This window comes from Pseudoalteromonas sp. ECSMB14103 (genome assembly GCF_000813065.1).
GTDB lineage: Bacteria > Pseudomonadota > Gammaproteobacteria > Enterobacterales > Alteromonadaceae > Pseudoalteromonas > Pseudoalteromonas marina.
Genome location: NZ_JWGY01000001.1, coordinates 912,487 through 931,113, shown reverse-complemented (window position 1 = coordinate 931,113; position 18,627 = coordinate 912,487). Strand labels below are relative to the sequence as shown.

Genomic DNA, 18,627 nt, shown 5'->3' with positions numbered 1-18,627 from the left:
TTATTGAAAGGCCAATAAATGGTTTCAAATAAAGCTATAAAACACGCAGATTGCACATAAAAACAACGAATAAGCCTCTTTTTTTAATTTATGACTTTTATATGTTGACACTTTGCAGCGCGGTCATTAATATTTCGCCCCGTTGAAAGGCAAGACGCTTCCCCCTTAGCTCAGTTGGTTAGAGCGACGGACTGTTAATCCGCAGGTCCCCCGTTCGAGTCGGGGAGGGGGAGCCAAGCTTTTTAACCATAAACGGTTCCCCCTTAGCTCAGTTGGTTAGAGCGACGGACTGTTAATCCGCAGGTCCCCCGTTCGAGTCGGGGAGGGGGAGCCAAGCTTTTTAACCATAAACGGTTCCCCCTTAGCTCAGTTGGTTAGAGCGACGGACTGTTAATCCGCAGGTCCCCCGTTCGAGTCGGGGAGGGGGAGCCAAGTTTATGTATATGATGTAGTTCCCCCTTAGCTCAGTTGGTTAGAGCGACGGACTGTTAATCCGCAGGTCCCCCGTTCGAGTCGGGGAGGGGGAGCCAAGTTTATGTATATGATGTAGTTCCCCCTTAGCTCAGTTGGTTAGAGCGACGGACTGTTAATCCGCAGGTCCCCCGTTCGAGTCGGGGAGGGGGAGCCAAGTTTATGTATATGATGTAGTTCCCCCTTAGCTCAGTTGGTTAGAGCGACGGACTGTTAATCCGCAGGTCCCCCGTTCGAGTCGGGGAGGGGGAGCCAATATCATACAAGTCAAAATTTAGTTCCCCCTTAGCTCAGTTGGTTAGAGCGACGGACTGTTAATCCGCAGGTCCCCCGTTCGAGTCGGGGAGGGGGAGCCAATTCTCAACAATTCCATAGACATTTACTACTATTTCCACTACCCTTCTACTCTAGAACTAAAACATTGAAAAAAAACTAATAAATGTTGCATTTAGTTAAATAATCAAGGACTTGATTCCTTTCCTCTGTAATATCAAAAAGATTGAAAAAATGGCTGGATTTAAAAAACTTATTTTAATACAAATAATATCTTGGTTATTGTGTGTTGCAGCAGGAAGCTACTTCATTTCAGTGGGCTTTGATAACGCGGTGAGCGAAGCACAAAAAAGTGCTCAAGTAACCGTTAGTAAGTATATAAATGAGCTGTCTATAGACGATATTTCTGCAGAAAATTTAAAAAAATCAATTGCAAACGGCAATACTTTTTCAAACTTCACGCTTAGAGATTATCAAGGCGCGGAAGTTTTCAGTGTTAGTTCGCCTGAAGAGTTGCCAGCATTCGCCGAGTTTATTCAGTCACAATTTAACTCTATACGTCCTCAATTTGCTGTCAACGATGCAGCAGATGTAAAAGTAGAATTTACGCTCAACATTCAACAACTAGCTTCGCAGCTACAAACGGCCCTCTTCATAGTAATACTTATATCTGCGGTGTTGGTGATCATTCCTATCATCTTACTTAAGTCAATTTTTTACCAGCTGAACAAAAATATCAGCACTACAGTATCTGACATCATTGATATTTATATTAACCAAAACCAAGTTGATGACGATCTACAAACTGCACTCGATGGTTCTAGTCTCAAAAAGCTGGGGAAAGATTTAGTTCCAAGCTTTAACCGGTTATCGCACTTTTTAAAGTCTAAAAGTCAAGATATACAAAATGCAGCAATGAGCATTAAACAAGAAGCCTATAAAGACGTTATCACTTCTTTAGGTAACCGAAATATGTTTGTTGAGTATTATGAAAAGCATATCGAGAACTGCGAGCAAAGTACGTTTGGCTCGTTAGCTATGGTGCGCTGTAGTGAGTTACAAGCAATTAATCAAAGCCGTGGCTACCAAAAAGGTGACGAGTACGTAAGGGGTGTTGCTGATATAATTAAACACTTGAGCGGCACTTATACTGGCAGCCAATTGTTTAGACTAAACAGCTCTGACTTTGCTGTTATTTTACCGCATACACCGCTTAAAGAAGCTGAGCGTTTTGGTGAAAACTTACAGTCCCGCTTCACTCAATATCAACAAAACCAAGAATTAAGCTCTGTGGCTAATACCGGCATTGTGGGTTACGAAAAAGGTAAACCATTAGGCGAGCTGCTTTCGGTGGTTGATAACGCGATGAGTATGGCTCAGTCTAAGCAAACTAATGCATGGCACGTACAACGCGAAACCGATTTAGTTAACAATGTAAGCGCAGGCTTTGGTAACCAAAACTGGCGTAAAGTAATAAACGAAGTTATTGAATCAAAGCGCGTGCATTTAGTAATGCAAAATATTATGCCTTTGGGTAAAAGCATTAAGGCATACGCCGAGATACAGGTTAGGTTTAAAACCGAAGATAACCAAATGCTCCCTACTGCATCGTTTTTAGCCATGGCTGAAAAACTCGATATGGCAATAGAAATTGACCGCCTTATTATTGACTCGTCGCTTGAAAAAGTGAAAAGCCGTAATTTATCCGAGAAATTCTTTGGCTTAAATGTAACGGCCTCAAGTGCACATAACGATCAGTTTGTAATTTGGCTAGAGCGTCGCCTATTAAAAGATACCCATATCGCATCTAAACTCGTTTTCGAAGTAAGTGAGTTTGGTTTACAACAAAATATTAAAGCCAGTAAACGCTTTATTGATATGATTCACCGAGTAGGTGCACGTATTACCGTTGAGCGATTTGGTGTCGGTTTAACATCATTCAAGTTTTTCCGTGATTTAAAACCCGATTTTATAAAAATGGATGCCAGTTACACTCGCGGTTTAGAAGACGATAAAAATAATCAATACTTTATGCGTCTAATGGTAGACCTAGCACACAGGATTGGCGTGAGTGTATTTGCCGAAGGTGTAGAGAGCCAAGAAGAAAAACACATAATAGAAACCTTGTGCTTAGATGGCGTTCAAGGCTACTACATCGAAAAGCCGAAAGATATTTAACCCCATATTTTAAAAAAGAGCACTCGTTGCTCTTTTTTTGTTTGTGCCCTTCCCCTTTATTTAGCGCTACGGTGATCACTGCCCCCCTCAAATTAGTATGATTAAAGTCATCATGTTAAAGAAAAAAGTATGTCTAACTCATAGGTCTATTACATCATTATTACTGTTAGTTAATTTAATAATGTTTATTTAAATGATAATCACTGCACATGTTGTTAATCAGAGCAGAAAAAAGGATAATACACGGGACTTTAAAAGCGCGAGGCTCGCATGACTGAATATGTATTGTTATTGATTGGAACCGTTCTAGTTAATAACTTTGTGTTAGTACAATTTTTAGGCTTATGTCCGTTTATGGGTGTATCAGGAAAACTTGATACAGCAATCGGCATGTCTTTAGCTACTACCTTTGTACTTACGCTTGCTTCAGTAACTAGTTACTTGGTTAATCAGTATATTTTAATCCCTTTGGATATAGAATTTTTACGCACCATGAGCTTTATTTTAGTTATTGCCGTTGTAGTGCAATTTACAGAAATGGTGGTACGTAAAACAAGCCCTACACTCTACCGTTTATTGGGTATATTTTTACCACTTATCACTACAAACTGTGCAGTACTAGGTGTTGCTTTACTTAATATAAAAGAAGACCACTCGTTTTTACAATCAGCAGTGTATGGTTTTGGTGCTGCGGTTGGCTTTTCATTAGTGCTCGTACTATTTGCAGCGCTGCGCGAACGCCTTGCTGCTGCTGATGTTCCAACACCTTTTAAAGGTGCCTCTATTGCTATGATAACCGCCGGCCTTATGTCTATGGCGTTTATGGGTTTTACCGGATTAGTGAAATTTTAATATGACCTTGTTTTATGCCTTAATTGCGCTTGGCTCACTCGCGCTGGTTTTTGGGTTAATTTTAGGCTTTGCTGCAATACGCTTTCGCGTAGAAAGTAACCCCATTGTTGAACAAATCGATACCATTTTACCGCAAACGCAATGTGGTCAATGTGGTTACCCAGGCTGTCGCCCCTATGCAGAAGCAATTGCCAATGGGGATGAAATTAATAAGTGCCCGCCTGGTGGTGAAGCCACCATGAAAAAGCTTGCTGGCCTCATGGGCGTTGATGAGAAACCCCTTGCCGGTGGAGAGCAAGCCGAGCCAATTAAAACCGTTGCATACATACGCGAAGACGAATGTATTGGCTGTACCAAATGTATTCAAGCCTGCCCTGTAGACGCCATTGTAGGTGCTACTCGCCAAATGCATACTGTTTTAATAGACGAATGCACAGGTTGTGATTTATGCGTTGAGCCCTGCCCTGTGGATTGTATTGATATGCTACCGGTTGCTGAAACAAAACAAAACTGGAAATGGCAGTTAGATGCTATTCCTGTTACACAAATAGATTAGAGGTTTGAGTGGAAAAGTTACTTGAACAAATACAAAAAGGTACTGTTTGGCAATTTCCTGGCGGCGTGCATCCTCCACAGCAAAAATCACTTTCTAACGGTGCAAATATTGCTCGCCTTCCACTACCTGACAAACTTGTAGTTGCGCTAAAACAACACATTGGCGCTAATGGTAAATTACTTGTAGAAAAAGGCCAACGCGTACTTAAAGGTCAAGCCTTAACTAAACCCGTTGCTAACTGGTCTGTACCAGTACATGCTCCTAGTTCGGGTGTTATTACAGAAATAGCGCCAAAGCCCTCGGCTCACCCGTCTGCACTGCCAGAGCTAAGTGTTGTTATTGAGCCTGATGGAAAAGACGAGTGGTGCACACTTAGCCCGATAAGTGAGCCAAAAACACTAAGCCATACTGAGTTAGTTGATATAATTCATCAAGCGGGTATCAGCGGCATGGGCGGCGCTGGTTTTCCAACTTATATCAAGGCCGATACAAAGCAAAAAATAGACTTTTTTATTGTCAATGCTGTGGAATGTGAACCCTATATAACCGCTGACGACACACTAATGCGTGAGCACGCTGCTGAAATTGTACAAGGCATTGAATTAATGCAGCAACTTTTAGACCCAACAATTTGTATTGTGGGTATAGAAGACAATAAGCCAGAAGCTATTGCTGCAATGACTAAAGCGGCTGAACATAACAACAAAATTATTGTTCAAACCGTGCCAACAGTTTATCCCTCAGGTGGCGAAAAACAACTAATAAAACTGCTGACTAATCGTGAAGTACCCAGCATGGGAATTCCTGCTGATATTGGTGTACTCATGCACAATACAGGTACCCTTTATGCTGTACAACAAGCTGTTTACGAAGGGAAACCTCTTATAGAGCGAGTGGTTACAGTAACGGGTAACACTATACACAAACCAGGTAATGTATGGGCTTTATTAGGTACAGAAATCAAACACCTGCTCGACTGCCAAGGGTTTTCGCCAGTACCACAACAACGTGTTGTAATGGGTGGCCCAATGATGGGCTTTACATTGCCCACCGTACGGATTGGTGTAATTAAAACAACTAACTGTATTTTAGCCCCTGATCATAAAGAGCTTGCAGAGCCAGGACCTGAAAAAGCCTGTATACGCTGTAGTGCGTGTGCAGACGCGTGCCCGGCTTCGTTACTACCGCAACAATTACAGTGGTTTGCAAAATCTAAAGAGTACGACAAACTCCAAGAACATAACCTGTTTGATTGTATTGAATGTGGTGCCTGTGCGTATGTGTGCCCAAGCGAAATCCCACTTGTGCAATATTACCGAGTGGCTAAAGTTGAAATAAAAGAACAACAAGCTGAAAAAATAAAAGCAGATAGAGCAAAAGAACGCTTTGATGCGCGCAAAGAACGTTTAGAGCGTGAGCAAGAAGAACGTAAAAACCGTCATAAGCGCAAGGCACCAGCTAAATCTGATGATGAAAAGCAAAAAGTAGCGGATGCCCTTGCCCGTGTTAAAAACAAATCGAACGATGGCAATGAAAAGTCAGCCGTTGCTGCTGCAATAGCTCGCGCAAAAGCCAAAAAACTTGAAGGCCAAAATACAGAGATTGAGCCAGATAATAGTGAAGTCGCTAAAGAGCGTGCAATGCGCAAAGAGCAAGCTCGCAAATATAAAGAGCAAAAAGAGCTTTCTGAAGACGTTACAACACCTGACGACAAAAAGTCTGCAGTCTCTGCCGCTATTGCACGTGCTAAAGCTAAAAAGGCAGCCCAAGCACAAGGTGCTCAAACTAATACAGATGATGCCAGTACTGCACCAGCTAATGATAAAAAATCAGCCGTAGCCGCCGCAATTGCTCGTGCTAAAGCTAAAAAGGCAGCGCAAGCACAAGGTGCTCAAACTAATCCTGATGATGCCGATACAGCAGCGCCTACTGATGATAAAAAAGCGGCTGTAGCCGCCGCGATTGCTCGTGCTAAAGCTAAAAAGGCAGCGCAAGCACAAGGTGCTCAAGCTAATACAGATGATGCCGATACAGCAGCGCCTACTGATGATAAAAAAGCGGCCGTAGCCGCCGCAATTGCTCGTGCTAAAGCTAAAAAGGCAGCGCAAGCACAAGGTGCTCAAGCTAATACAGATAATGCCGATACAGCAGCGCCTACTGATGATAAAAAAGCGGCTGTAGCTGCCGCAGTTGCCCGCGCTAAAGCAAAAAAAGCAGCTGATAAAATAGAACAATTGGACGAATCGAACAACACTGTAGAACAAGCAGACAATATTAAATCTGAGAGCTCAGAAGCAGACTCACCAGCAGATAACAAAAAAGTGGCTGTAGCTGCTGCAATCGCCCGTGCTAAAGCTAAAAAAGCAGCTAAAGAAGCAGAGCAAACTCAAAGCGCAGAAAACACAGATCAATCAACTAAAAAAGATGTAAAAGCAGACACTCAAAGTGAGGGTGAGCAAACAGCTGCAGAAAAGAAAAAAGCGGCTGTGGCTGCTGCTATTGCCCGAGCCAAAGCCAAAAAGTTACAAAAAGAAGGAAATGATCAGTCATGAAATTAACCATGGCCAGTTCGCCGCATAATCATAGCCATAAATCGCTAACACGATTAATGCTAACCGTTATTGCTGCGTGTATTCCTGGACTCATTGCTCAAGTTTTCTTTTTTGGTACAGGTGTACTTATTCAACTCGTCCTTGCTTTTGTGGCTGTCACTGCTTTTGAAGCAGCAATAATGCTAATACGTAAGCGCCCTGTTTGGCCTGCATTAAGTGATGGCAGCGCATGGTTAACCGCGGTGTTACTTGCCTTGAGTATTCCACCATTTGCACCGTGGTGGATTGTTATTATTGGTTGTTTATTTTCCATAGTGATTGTAAAGCAGCTTTATGGTGGCTTAGGTTTTAACCTATTTAACCCCGCTATGGCAGCTTATGTTTTGCTACTGGTATCGTTCCCTGTGCAAATGACTGCGTGGTTACCTGTTACAGATCTAGCAAGCAACCCTATTGGCTTTACAGAACAATTACGGCTTATTTTTACGGACTTTACCTCTACTGGTTATAGCTTAGATCAAGTACGTGCTGGTGTTGATGGCACTACAATGGCAACGCCACTAGACACTATCAAAACAGATGTAGCTCATGGTTTAACAGTGAGCGAAAGCATGCAAAAGCCTATTTTTAACGAATGGGCAGGCCAAGGTTGGATGTGGGTTAACCTTGGTTTTTTAGCTGGCGGGTTGTATTTACTAAAAGAAAAAGTAATTAACTGGCATATTCCTGTCAGTTTTATTGGTAGCTTAGCATTATGCAGTGCTATTGGTTACATAGCGGCACCGGGCACAGAGCCGGGTACTGTATTCCACTTGCTAAGTGGCGCAACTATGATGGGCGCATTTTTTATTGCAACCGACCCAGTCTCGGCCTCAACCACAAATAAAGGTCGCTTGATTTACGGCGCACTAATTGGGTTATTTGTTTATTTAATTCGTACCTTTGGTGGCTTTCCTGATGCGGTTGCCTTTGCAGTACTATTGCTAAATATTGCAGTACCACTTATTGACTACTACACACAGCCACGAACTTATGGCCATGGAGCAGTAAAATGATTGTTTCATCTATGGCAAAAAACGGCGCTATTTTAACTGCGTTCGCCCTTGTAACTACTGGGCTAGTGGCAACTATTGATGCACTAACGGCTGATAAAATTGCAGAGCAAGAGCAACTATACTTAACATCACAATTGCACGAAGTACTTGACCCTAACACCTACGACAATGACTTGTCGAAAGACTGTATCGTTATTAAAGATGAACGACTAGGACCATATAATTCGCAAGTTATCTACCGTGCACGAAAAAATAACCAACCAGTCGCCCTTGTTGTTAGGCACGTAACACCAAACGGTTACAGTGGCGATATAAAGCTTTTAACCGCCATATTACGCAATGGAACTGTAGCGGGTGTGCGAACCACTAAACACGAAGAAACACCAGGGTTAGGCGACAAAATAGAAATTAAAAAGTCATCATGGATCACCACATTTAAAGGCTTAACGGTTCACAGTGAAGACGATAACCGCTGGGCTGTGAAAAAGGATGGCGGCCAATTTGATCAGTTCACTGGGGCAACAATTACGCCTCGTGCAGTTGTAAATTCAGTTAAAAACGCCGTATTATTTGCACAAAATGAGTTTGATACTATTTTTACAGCCCCAAATAGCCAGTGTGAAGAGGTAAGCCAATGAGTGAATTAAAAACACTGTACAAAGAGGGGATGTGGGTAAACAACCCTGCTCTTGTTCAACTTTTAGGGCTTTGTCCGCTGCTTGCTGTGACATCGACTGTTACAAACGCACTGGGCTTGGGCCTTGCAACACTTTTGGTATTAATTGGATCAAATGTAAGCGTATCTATTGTACGAAACTGGGTACCAAAAGATATACGTATTCCCGTTTTTGTAATGATCATTGCTGGGTTTGTAACCATTGTTCAATTACTTATGAACGCCTACACATTTGGACTTTATCAATCGCTGGGCATATTTATTCCACTAATTGTAACTAACTGCGCAATTATAGGCCGCGCCGAAGCGTACGCCTCAAAAAATCCAATTCATTTATCTGCCTTTGACGGATTAATGATGGGACTTGGATTTATGCTTGTACTCGTTGTACTGGGTGCAATGCGAGAACTCATTGGCCAAGGTACGTTATTCGACAGTGCCGATTTATTATTGGGTCCGTGGGCACAAAGTTTACGCATTGAAGTGTTTAGCTTTGACAATCAGTTTTTACTTGCTATTTTACCACCTGGCGCATTTTTAGGGCTTGGGTTGCTCATAGCCGCTAAAAATGTGATTGATGCACAAATAAAATCAAAACAAATTGCACCGCCAGAAGCCGAAAAAGGCCCTCGTGCACGTGTTACCAGTTTAACTTAAGGGGAAACGTACTGCTTTTTAAGTAAGTACGTTTAAGTTATATGAATAAAGAAAAACGCTACCAAATACTTACACGCTTGCGCGATAACAACCCAAACCCAGAAACGGAGCTTGAATATTCAAGCCCGTTCGAGTTACTTGTTGCTGTTACACTGTCAGCGCAAGCCACTGATGTTGGTGTTAATAAAGCAACCAGAAAACTATTTCCTGTTGCAAATACACCACAGGCTATTTTAGATATAGGCCACGATAAACTCCGTGATTATATAAAAACCATAGGCTTATTTAATTCTAAAGCTGCCAACGTTTATAAAATGTGCCAAATATTGGTAGATAAACATGACAGCATCGTACCTGAAAACCGCGAAGCCCTAGAAGCCCTACCCGGCGTAGGTCGAAAAACAGCAAATGTGGTACTCAACACCGCCTTCGGCTGGCTAAAAGATAATGAAGGTAGATACTTTTTAGCAGTAGATACTCACATCCAACGTCTTGCAAACCGTACTGGTTACGCTAAGGGTAAGACTGTTGAGCAGACTGAACAGGCTATAATTAAAAATACGCCAAATAAGAAAGAATTTATGTTTAACCTCCATCATTGGTTTATTTTACATGGGCGCTATACGTGTACAGCGAGAAAACCAAAATGTGGAAGTTGTATAATTGAGGATTTGTGTGACTATAAAGAGAAAACTGAGTCATAGTTAAGAGTAGTTATTTTTTAATTAGCATAAACCTTTTAACGGTCACATCTTTAGTTTCTATTTAAGAAGCTGGCGATTTGATTCTCATATGAGCCTTTATTCGGCCAGCACCAATTAAATTGAAAATTTGCGTTAACTTCAGAATAGTTTGAATTTAAGCGAGGTGTTGCAAATAGATTATGATTTATTAATTAGAGCCCAGCTAAAACCTAAAATTTAAATACGGAGTTAATTGGAAGCTATTTCCGGTTTGTGCCAGTTGCAGACGTTCGATAATGAGATTCATGAGCCAAAATTTGCTCTTATTCTCTCTTAGGGATTTTCTAATTAATTAGCTTTCACGCGTTGTTTACGGCATCTGCAACTTTTTCTGCAATTTCATATACCGTATTAGTTGCTGAATTAAGAGCAAACTTATCCACAAGCGTAGGACTCAACTTCATAATCTCATCTTTACTAATATTATGCCAAATAGGAAGAATGACTTTTTCACCCTCCATCTCTTTTGCGACTAATCCATTTAGTTCATATTGTGTCCAGTTTTTTTCGAAAAAACTTTTAGATAAAATAATTAAACCAAACCTAGATTGAGAAAGGCCTTTATCAATGGACTTCCTTAAACTATCACCAATTCTTAGTGCGTATTCATCATACCAAACTGAAACTCCCTGTTTTATGAGCTCATCTGCTAATGATTTCACAAAATCAGCTTTATCTTCAGAGGCGTGTGAAATAAATAAGTCGCTTGCTTTACCATCTTGCTTAGTTAAATCCTTAGCAAAACTGATCGGCATATTTTTTAATTGAGACAATATGTTTCCCTGAATTTTTAATTCTTCATTTAATGATTGATTAAGTGCAATATTCTTTCTTTTTTGAACTTTACCACCAAATTTTTCTTTATTTCGCTCAGCTAACTTTCTGGTTTTTTGAGCTATTTTTGACTTAACTTGTCGTCTAGCTTTAATAACAGACTTTTCTTTACTTTTTAAGGCCTTCCTTAATTTATGTATATCGTCATAAGGATCTGCATTTTTTAATTTTTTTACTGCCCACTCGAACTCTATCTCTCTAGTAATTACATTTTGTTCAAGTTTTCGTATTTCTGCATCTAGAAAGTTAACACATTTATATTTGGGATGTTTCAAATTTATTCCTTAAATGCTTAACATTTCTTAGTGTTCGAAGGGCACATCTGAGCGGATGTAAAGCTCGCCTTTATAATCTATATAGTTTTAACAAATAACTTTAGATATTACTATCACAGTTTTCCATTGTATTTAACCAACCTCAATGGCCGGTAATCGCTCTTTTGAGGCATTCGCCTCAACACGTTTTGGGGCAGAAACGAGTTACGCTTTAATGCCCGCTCATGGCACTTAGGCGAACTTCGGCAAAGAGCGAGAAGCAGACGGTCATCTTTTTATATCAAATGCATTTAAGATTTCCTGACTTGAATTAACTGTTGTATTGTAAATAGTAATTTTGCTTCTGTATAAGGAGCGATATAAGTATCGTGAGATAAGGTTTACTTAGCTACTTTTTGTTAATGTAAATAAGGTAATAATTAATTTTTAAGGTTGAAGTAATGGAATATAACAATCTATCCAAGCTTGTAAAAAAAGTTCTCAAAACAGATCAAAGTGGTAATACAACAATGCCCTCAAGACGCGAAATGACAAGCAAAATTTTTGCGTTTATTATGCTTATTCCTGGAATTACTAGCATTGTGATGACAGTAACAAGCGAAGGAGGGGAAAGTATTTTCTTCGCTATTTCTGCAAGCTTCTTTTTAAGTATATCAATATTGCTTTTTGGTCGAAAGAGCCGCTTAGAGTTTAACGGGACAGAAAAACAGCTTAATTTAAAAACCGCATTATGGGGTTACTTTCAAAGAAGTAAAATTGTTGTACCGTTTGATACACTATCATTTGAATTAAGTAGTATAGGCGCGCAAGGCCCTTATCAAATTAAGTTTGTTGATCAGTTATATGAATTTAAACAGTATACAGATGCTAAGATGTTCATTTCGTTTTTATATACGAAATATAATACTACTGCAGTTGAAACCATATCGGATTGGCCTAATAAAACACCGATAAGGTTTGCTCAAAGTGAATTATATAACTCACCTCAAGTTACTCATGATACTAAAAAAGCTAATTCAAACTCTCACCTGGAAGATGAAGATTTTAATAGTGAAGATCTTGTTTTCATTGAAATATGGGATCGCAAATCGCTAATAAAACTATCCCTGCCATTTTTTGTTTTTACAGCCATTGCCGGCTTAGTTAAATACGGAGTGCTGTAATGTATTTTAAAGAACTATCTAGTGAGCTAGCTATTTATCGACAACCGAGGTTAACTAGATTATTGCTAGTTTTGTTGTGTGGTTTCTTTTTATTTATCGGGCTAATTAATGTGTTTAATTCTGATGAAGCAAAATCATTACCGATATGGGTATCTGGGTTTATATGCTGGCTAGGGTGGAGTGGTTCGTTTGGTGGCTATGTATGTCGTTTTGATCTCGCAAAACAAACCTTGGAATTAAAGTCGAGTAGTTTATATACTATTTTTAAACGTGTTTATAAATTATCAGATATTAAAGGTTTTAAAGCTATACCTAGAAAAGGCTACACACATGACTATAGATTATATGCAGTGTTAACTGATAATACTCATATTGCTTTCGCAAACTACAAAGGACGAGGGTTTGCAGTTAAGGAGTGTATAAAAATGGCTGAATTTGTCATTAAGCCTTATCAAATCAATATTGATACAGCTTCATTATGATTTTCTTAGAACAAAGTAGCGTGGATTAACATTTTTTTAGAAACCAATGCCAGACGCTTACTTCAGGTCTGGCATTGGTTCAAACTTAAGCATCGATCTGTTCTGATACTTCTAACGCATCATCAACTTCTATTCCCAAGTACCTGACAGTGCTTTCTAGTTTTCTATGGCCAAGTAGAAGCTGACAGGCTCTTAAATTTTTAGTTTTTTTGTAAATTAGTGATGGTTTAGTACGTCTCATAGAATGAGTGCCATATTGAGTCTTATCTAACCCAATTGAAGTGACCCAAGAATCAACTATACGTCCATATTGACGGGTTGAAAGGTGTTCTGAGGAATGAATTCGTGACTTAAACAAGTAATCATAAGAGTTGAGAGTAAATTGCTCTATGAGCGCCACAATTGATTTCCTTGTATTCCCAGTAATTTCAAATTGGACGGGCATACCAGTCTTTTTTTGAACGACTATTGCCCTTGATTGAATTGTTTTACCATGTGCGATGTCGTTAACTTTTAGTGAAACTAAATCACACCCTCTTAGTTTGCTATCTATGGCTAGGTTAAATAGTGCTAGATCTCTTATTTTATGAAAAAGTTCTAGTCGTATTCGGATAGCCCATATTTGCTGTAATTTCAGAGGTAACTTTTGTCCTACAAGCTTATTTTTATTCCAAGGCTCTTTAGGCTGATATATTGTTAACTGGTGCATTAGTTGTACTCCGGTGTTTATGGAGTTTTAAGCTTAGCCCGCTACAAAAGAATTCGGGTATGAGCGATAAGCGGTCAGTCAGGTGAGTCGTCATTAACTTAGTCAGAATAAGAGGAAACGTTCCTCTTTTTTACATGTTTATATATGCCACAGAAAGAATAATATTTATAGCTACAAATAGTTTTCATTATTTGCTATTAATATAAGTTCATAAAATAAGGACGTTTTCGCGCTAAAATAGGTAAGATGTTCTCTTATAAAGTGTTATATGCCAAGGGAAACTCAGGGAGTGGTTCATGATCAACAGCATTCTTCACAAACTCGATCAATTAAAAGATTATGAAGTGCACTACAAGCAGGTTTCTGGTGTTAAAACTATGGTTCAGGGACTGGAATACCACTTTGATAACTATATGGCGCAGACAAAAGTGAGGGAGCAACCTTTTTGGTTTCATGAGGTAGTTGCGTATCTGAACAGATTAGGTCAAATCTATTACTTTTTTAAATCTGATTTCATAAAAGTGGTTGACTCAGAAATGCCTAATATTCTTAAAATTATTCCTTTGAGAATGAAATACTCTGCTCATAGGAGTGTTGATGCTCCAAGGGGAAACGATCATTTAGTCATGATGGATATATCAATGCCAAATATTCACTATGTTCACTCATACTATGGTAGTGAAGAGAGAGATGTAGTAAACCCTAATGAGTGCTCACGTGGCTTTTGCATACCAAGAGTTGATGCCAATGGTGATCGCGACGATGTGAGAATTTTTCTTGACTACGAGCATGATGGCATTTTAGCTGATATTGGACTGGTTCTAGATAGAAAATTGAGAGAGTTTGGCATATAACAAACGCATCAAGGCGCTCGCAGGCTCCCTAGGACATCAAAACTACGCGGCAGTTACCAATGTCTGCTCTTGGCACTGAGCCGAACTTCGGCAAAGAGCGATAAGCGGTCGTTAGCAGTTACTTTTCAATTTCGTCAAAGTATATATTGCCTGCATAGTCAAGAAAACGACCGAATAGCTCTTTTTTGTCCTGAAGTAAAAACCAGAACTACTGTATTTTGGTAGTGCTGGCAAATAGTTAAGAAGTTTGTTACAAGTGAGTAATTAAGATAAACGAGCGACGCTTTGGTAGAAAAACATTCGATTCGCTCGCTATAAACATGTTAGGTTTAAAATGGAATTTATCAAATTCTCGTTGCTCCTTCTCTTTATTAGTGCCATTTCAGGATGTGCCAACGTAAATTATTACTTAGGTAGTGCGGCTAAGTTAGATCCTAAAAAGGCTTTTAAAACTGATGAGCCTTATACGTATTATGACGAAGAGGTTTCTGGCCGTTTTGCCTTTGAAAACTTTGAGTTAACAGTAACCCCTTATAATACGATTGCTACAGAAAAGAACTTTGAATTATTCTTTGTCTCGGTTGATAAACAAGGGCCATTTTACGGAGATGTGGGTAAAAATCCTTTTATGATCAAGATAAGATTAAGAGGGGAAAAAGGTAAAGTAGAATTTCATCCTTTAAAATCAAAATTAAATAGCTCCATAAAAGTGAAAGAGGTTAAGTTTAGAGATCCAATTCCAGAGTGTAATTACGTGCATACTGAATGGAAAATTATAGATTCAAACGTTCCGCATACAGTTCCAGATAAAAATCGTAATAAAAGTGAAAAATGTTATAAGCAAGGTTGGTTAGAATATTTGCTAGTTTTCGATGTTGAAACACCGAATCCCAAAAATGATTTCAGTCTAACCGTATTACTTAAGGATATAGAAACAGGTGCTTGGGTAAGTAAAACTATATATTTTAGTGCTGCTAAGTTTATCTCTACTCAGAGGCATTAAACCTAACAAGTGACTAAGGTTATGAGTGTCCGCTTATGGCACACAGGCGTACTTCGACAACGAGCGATAAGCGGTCGTTAGCAGTTACTTTTCAATTTCGTCAAAGTATATATTGCCTGCATAGTCAAGAAAACGACCGAATAGCTCTTTTTTGTCCTGAAGTAAAAACCAGAACTACTGTATTTTGGTAGTGCTGGCAAATAGTTAAGAAGTTTGTTACAAGTGAGTAATTAAGATAAACGAGCGACGCTGTGGTAGAAAAACATGCGATTCGCTCGCTATAAACATGCTATATGCTCTAGGAAATTATGAAATATCTAGTCAAACTTTATCTTGTTTTGCTCATGGTGGGCTGCACTTCAACTATTCAGCATGAATTACCTGGAGAAAAAATTTCAACTAGAAAGGCTGCAGATTTTAATGAAAAATCTGATGTTCCAAAGTGGGCAAGTAAGAATAAGAGCCTAATTGAATCACATTTATTTGTTTGCGAAACTTGTTTCGGTCACAAAGTGCAAGTGCATATAAATATTGATGATAATGGTTATCTAAAGTTTTCTAAAATCGTGCGTTCTACGGGCCAAAAAGAGCTAGAAAAAGAAGCGTTAAAAGCCATTAAATCTTCGGAACCGTTTGATATTTCGTACCTAAGTGAAGCAGACAAGAAAGTAGTACAAAATATAATATTTACCTTCGCCCCAGAAAAGAACACTTAACAAGTGACTAAGGTTATGAGTGTCCGCTTATGGCACTCTCCAGCCACTCGATAAAATAATAATTGATAAAGTGTTTTTCTCCGCCTGATGGCTCTTAGCTTATCCGACCTACTCTGGCACTAACTGAAAATACTCTTACTCTAAATTTAAAGTTAAGCTCTAATCAAAAAATATCAATTTTTGTGCCCTACTTTGCTTCAAATTGTAGTTATTATTCTCAATCTGTGACTCAAAATCAGCTTAAGTGATGGTACCCACAAACCCAAACCCGATATCTTATATTTCATAATTTATACGTTGATATTTGTCGAATTAAAATATTTTAACTAGCTTAAAGGCTGGCTGGTCAGTAACTTACATACATATAAAACTAAAAAGCACCCTGATTAACTCAGAGCGCTTTGCGTTTAGGACAAATAAACAAGGGTTATACAAATTTAATAAGGAGATGCTTAAGCATGACCTTCATGCTTGGGGTGTTACTTTTTCGATAATATTCGTAGTTATAGATACCTGTTATCATTCTAGTGCAAAAAAAACTTAGAGCGATAAACCAAGCGAAGTTTTCAGTGGATTGGAACTGTAAACACAATATAGCTGAGCCACTAAATGCGATAATCGAATAGGTAATTTCTATTCGATATTGGCTAAAAGCCTTTAAAATTTTGGACATTAAAAACCGTCATCAAAAGCATCAAAAGAATCATGTTCTATAGAGTCACCTATCGACTCTTCAATTTCATAAACAGTCATTACCCTGTCTGGCTGGCCCACCACATTGCCACCAACATCTACGATATTAGTACTGGCATTTGTGATAGGTAGTCCTGTTGTTGGATTAATAGCAATATCATTAGCGTCGTTTTTCATTTTTAAACCTTAATAATCATTAATTAATGCTTTCAAATTTAATGATTTCGTGATACAAAACAAACTTGTTTGACTGCGCAGCTCAGCAACAAACAGTTTGAATAAGGCATTCACTTTTCTTCTATTTTCACTTAATTTTTTTAGTAAAAACCCTCTCCTCTTTATCTAAAAAGTTTATTAATAAGTTTAATTTGAAGGCGGCTTTTGTCTGCAAGACAGGTTTTTAGATCGCATTTTTCGGCACGAAAAACTGCAAAATAGCGCCTCAGAATGAGGCCAACAAGCGCGTAATGTGGTGTAGGCGAAGCCGTAGACACATGGAGAAAGCGCGAATGTACAGCTGGTCTGTACTGACCGCGATAGTGTTTCGCATCAGCGAAATTCGATTAAAATTTGGCACAAATTGATATCGAACCATAATTTTCGTCAGAAAATAAAAGCGAAGAAAAATGCGGATAATGGGGCACCCATCGCATTGTCTGAAGCGGCAGTATGGCGGTCAGTACAGAGCGTAGCTCGGTGCATTCGCGCTGGGTATAAAACGCTAGCGCGATAGCGCGTTGAGCCAGCTCGTTGCGGAGCAACACCAGAGCTGACGGGCGTTTTAGACCTATGGTTGAGTAGCGAAGCGACGAGGCCATCCGCTGAAAGCGGCTTTTGTTGCGATAATTATCGCGACAATCATTCCGTACATGCTGCCAGAGCATCTCGGAATGAAAAACGGCAATATAATTATAAAATGATGATAATTTTTGTGTTGCGGTGCTAGTTAATTTTAATAATTAACTCACCAAAAGGATTTTTGAATTGACTCAGCAACCATCAAAAGATTTAGAAACGAAAAACCCGCTTCATACTCACTACCCTCGCTATTTTGATATTAATATGCGGTATTATCTAGGCGAAAATAACCACCAAAAAGGGGTTAACAGAACCAAGGTCTCGGTGCTTATTGCAATTCGGTTTTCTATTGTTACACCAGGCATTGTGCGTTGGCTCTACGGCATTAATCATCGCCTCGCGTTGGAACACCTAAACAGGCTAGAAAAAGATGGTTTACTGCGTGTAGTAAAAACACACCGCAGTCCAGATGGTCGCGTCTATGTGCCTACCTATACTGCTGCCAAATTTGCCGAGGAGTTAATGGGCATCGACGTGTATTTTAGGAGTAATAAAAACCCTGCTCTGCAGTTCAACCAAAATAATGTAGCACACAACCTTATAAACGCATTTGTAATGTTGCGCGGTATACATAATTATCACAGTGATGAAACGTACGCCCCAATGTGGAGTGGATTCATTACCGAGCCTGAATTTAAACGTATTAATAACCTATCTGATGCACGAACTGTGGATGGTGCTGTGCGACTCCTAGATGGCTCTGTTGCAGCAGTTGAAATTGAGCATTCATTTAAAAATAAAACGGCACGACAGGTCATTTTACTAAAATATTTGGCCTCGTTAAAAAAAAACGATTACAGTAAGATTTTTTTATTCTCTCAATCGGTCAAAATTTTTGATGACATTAAACGACTCCACGAACAACTATTTGAGGAAATGCCGCAACGTTTTGACAAGAAGACACGAGCACCACTTCTCAGTGAGAGCGATGCTGAGCTGCTGCGTGCCTCAATAATATACCGAACTAAATTGTGCTCTGAAATTGAAAAAATGTTTTACTCGTAATGCAGTAGTATCAACATTGAGA

The 18,627-nt window shown here is 39.3% G+C and carries 17 protein-coding genes and 7 tRNA genes; 21 read left to right on the top strand and 3 right to left on the bottom strand.

Translation table 11 applies throughout. The features are described 5' to 3' along the window. Nucleotides 1-159: 159 nt before the first annotated feature. From RF53_RS04405 to nth, 15 genes are all read left to right on the top strand, one after another. Nucleotides 160-236: transfer RNA gene (locus tag RF53_RS04405), tRNA-Asn, on the top strand. A 21-nt stretch (nucleotides 237-257) separates the two neighbouring features. Further along, nucleotides 258-334 (top strand) — tRNA-Asn (locus tag RF53_RS04400). 21 nt (nucleotides 335-355) lie between these two features. Then, a tRNA-Asn gene (locus RF53_RS04395) sits at nucleotides 356-432 on the top strand. Nucleotides 433-453: 21 nt separating this feature from the next. Then, nucleotides 454-530, top strand: a tRNA-Asn gene (locus tag RF53_RS04390). Between the two features lie 21 nt (nucleotides 531-551). Then, nucleotides 552-628, top strand: a tRNA-Asn gene (locus RF53_RS04385). Between the two features lie 21 nt (nucleotides 629-649). Further along, nucleotides 650-726 (top strand) — tRNA-Asn (locus RF53_RS04380). A 24-nt stretch (nucleotides 727-750) separates the two neighbouring features. Further along, nucleotides 751-827: transfer RNA gene (locus tag RF53_RS04375), tRNA-Asn, on the top strand. Nucleotides 828-978: 151 nt separating this feature from the next. Then, nucleotides 979-2,922, top strand: a complete 1,944-nt coding sequence (locus tag RF53_RS04370) for an EAL domain-containing protein (protein WP_039036697.1) — start codon at nucleotides 979-981, stop codon at nucleotides 2,920-2,922. Nucleotides 2,923-3,192: 270 nt separating this feature from the next. After that, complete coding sequence (gene rsxA / locus RF53_RS04365) at nucleotides 3,193-3,774, top strand: electron transport complex subunit RsxA (protein ID WP_008134172.1); 582 nt, start codon at nucleotides 3,193-3,195, stop codon at nucleotides 3,772-3,774. A 1-nt stretch (nucleotide 3,775) separates the two neighbouring features. Then, nucleotides 3,776-4,330, top strand: a complete 555-nt coding sequence (gene rsxB / locus RF53_RS04360; RefSeq protein WP_006794774.1) for an electron transport complex subunit RsxB — start codon at nucleotides 3,776-3,778, stop codon at nucleotides 4,328-4,330. A gap of 8 nt (nucleotides 4,331-4,338) precedes the next feature. After that, complete coding sequence (rsxC, locus tag RF53_RS04355; protein ID WP_039036696.1) at nucleotides 4,339-6,882, top strand: electron transport complex subunit RsxC; 2,544 nt, start codon at nucleotides 4,339-4,341, stop codon at nucleotides 6,880-6,882. Then, entirely contained in the window at nucleotides 6,879-7,937 is a 1,059-nt protein-coding gene (rsxD, locus tag RF53_RS04350) for an electron transport complex subunit RsxD (protein WP_039036695.1), read from the top strand. Before rsxC ends, rsxD begins: the two co-directional genes overlap by 4 nt. After that, the gene (rsxG, locus tag RF53_RS04345; RefSeq protein ID WP_039036694.1) at nucleotides 7,934-8,575 is read left to right on the top strand and encodes an electron transport complex subunit RsxG; all 642 of its coding nucleotides are present in this window, start codon (nucleotides 7,934-7,936) and stop codon (nucleotides 8,573-8,575) included. Before rsxD ends, rsxG begins: the two co-directional genes overlap by 4 nt. Next, nucleotides 8,572-9,270, top strand: coding sequence for an electron transport complex subunit E (locus RF53_RS04340; RefSeq protein ID WP_008131414.1), 699 nt, complete (start codon nucleotides 8,572-8,574; stop codon nucleotides 9,268-9,270). Before rsxG ends, RF53_RS04340 begins: the two co-directional genes overlap by 4 nt. 41 nt (nucleotides 9,271-9,311) lie before the next feature. Beyond that, entirely contained in the window at nucleotides 9,312-9,974 is a 663-nt protein-coding gene (gene nth, locus RF53_RS04335) for an endonuclease III (protein WP_039036693.1), read from the top strand. A gap of 338 nt (nucleotides 9,975-10,312) precedes the next feature. Here nth and RF53_RS04330 read toward each other — a convergent pair whose 3' ends face one another. After that, entirely contained in the window at nucleotides 10,313-11,122 is an 810-nt protein-coding gene (locus tag RF53_RS04330) for a toll/interleukin-1 receptor domain-containing protein (RefSeq protein ID WP_039036692.1), read from the bottom strand. Between the two features lie 440 nt (nucleotides 11,123-11,562). Between RF53_RS04330 and RF53_RS04325 the strand changes: the two genes are divergently transcribed. Together RF53_RS04325 and RF53_RS04320 are read left to right on the top strand one after the other, a co-directional pair. Then, complete coding sequence (locus RF53_RS04325; RefSeq protein WP_010388416.1) at nucleotides 11,563-12,285, top strand: hypothetical protein; 723 nt, start codon at nucleotides 11,563-11,565, stop codon at nucleotides 12,283-12,285. After that, nucleotides 12,285-12,767, top strand: a complete 483-nt coding sequence (locus RF53_RS04320) for a hypothetical protein (RefSeq protein ID WP_039036691.1) — start codon at nucleotides 12,285-12,287, stop codon at nucleotides 12,765-12,767. The genes RF53_RS04325 and RF53_RS04320 overlap by 1 nt, the downstream gene beginning before the upstream one ends. A gap of 85 nt (nucleotides 12,768-12,852) precedes the next feature. Here the strand turns inward: RF53_RS04320 and RF53_RS04315 are convergent, their stop codons facing one another. Further along, nucleotides 12,853-13,476: a tyrosine-type recombinase/integrase gene (locus RF53_RS04315; protein ID WP_010388419.1), complete on the bottom strand. Its 624-nt coding sequence runs from the start codon at nucleotides 13,474-13,476 to the stop codon at nucleotides 12,853-12,855. Between the two features lie 296 nt (nucleotides 13,477-13,772). Between RF53_RS04315 and RF53_RS04310 the strand changes: the two genes are divergently transcribed. From RF53_RS04310 to RF53_RS04300, 3 genes are all read left to right on the top strand, one after another. After that, entirely contained in the window at nucleotides 13,773-14,330 is a 558-nt protein-coding gene (locus RF53_RS04310; protein ID WP_039036690.1) for a hypothetical protein, read from the top strand. 334 nt (nucleotides 14,331-14,664) lie between these two features. Continuing rightward, a complete protein-coding gene (locus RF53_RS04305; protein WP_039036689.1) occupies nucleotides 14,665-15,333 on the top strand; it encodes a hypothetical protein in 669 nt (222 codons plus the stop codon). Nucleotides 15,334-15,641: 308 nt separating this feature from the next. Next, the gene (locus RF53_RS04300; protein WP_039036688.1) at nucleotides 15,642-16,049 is read left to right on the top strand and encodes an energy transducer TonB; all 408 of its coding nucleotides are present in this window, start codon (nucleotides 15,642-15,644) and stop codon (nucleotides 16,047-16,049) included. Nucleotides 16,050-16,721: 672 nt separating this feature from the next. Here RF53_RS04300 and RF53_RS04295 read toward each other — a convergent pair. After that, the gene (locus RF53_RS04295; RefSeq protein ID WP_002963063.1) at nucleotides 16,722-16,919 is read right to left on the bottom strand and encodes a hypothetical protein; all 198 of its coding nucleotides are present in this window, start codon (nucleotides 16,917-16,919) and stop codon (nucleotides 16,722-16,724) included. An 807-nt stretch (nucleotides 16,920-17,726) separates the two neighbouring features. Here RF53_RS04295 and RF53_RS04285 point away from each other — a divergent pair. Then, on the top strand, nucleotides 17,727-18,605 hold the full coding sequence (locus RF53_RS04285) for a hypothetical protein (protein WP_002962291.1): 879 nt from the start codon (nucleotides 17,727-17,729) through the stop codon (nucleotides 18,603-18,605). The last annotated feature ends 22 nt before the right edge of the window (nucleotides 18,606-18,627 follow it).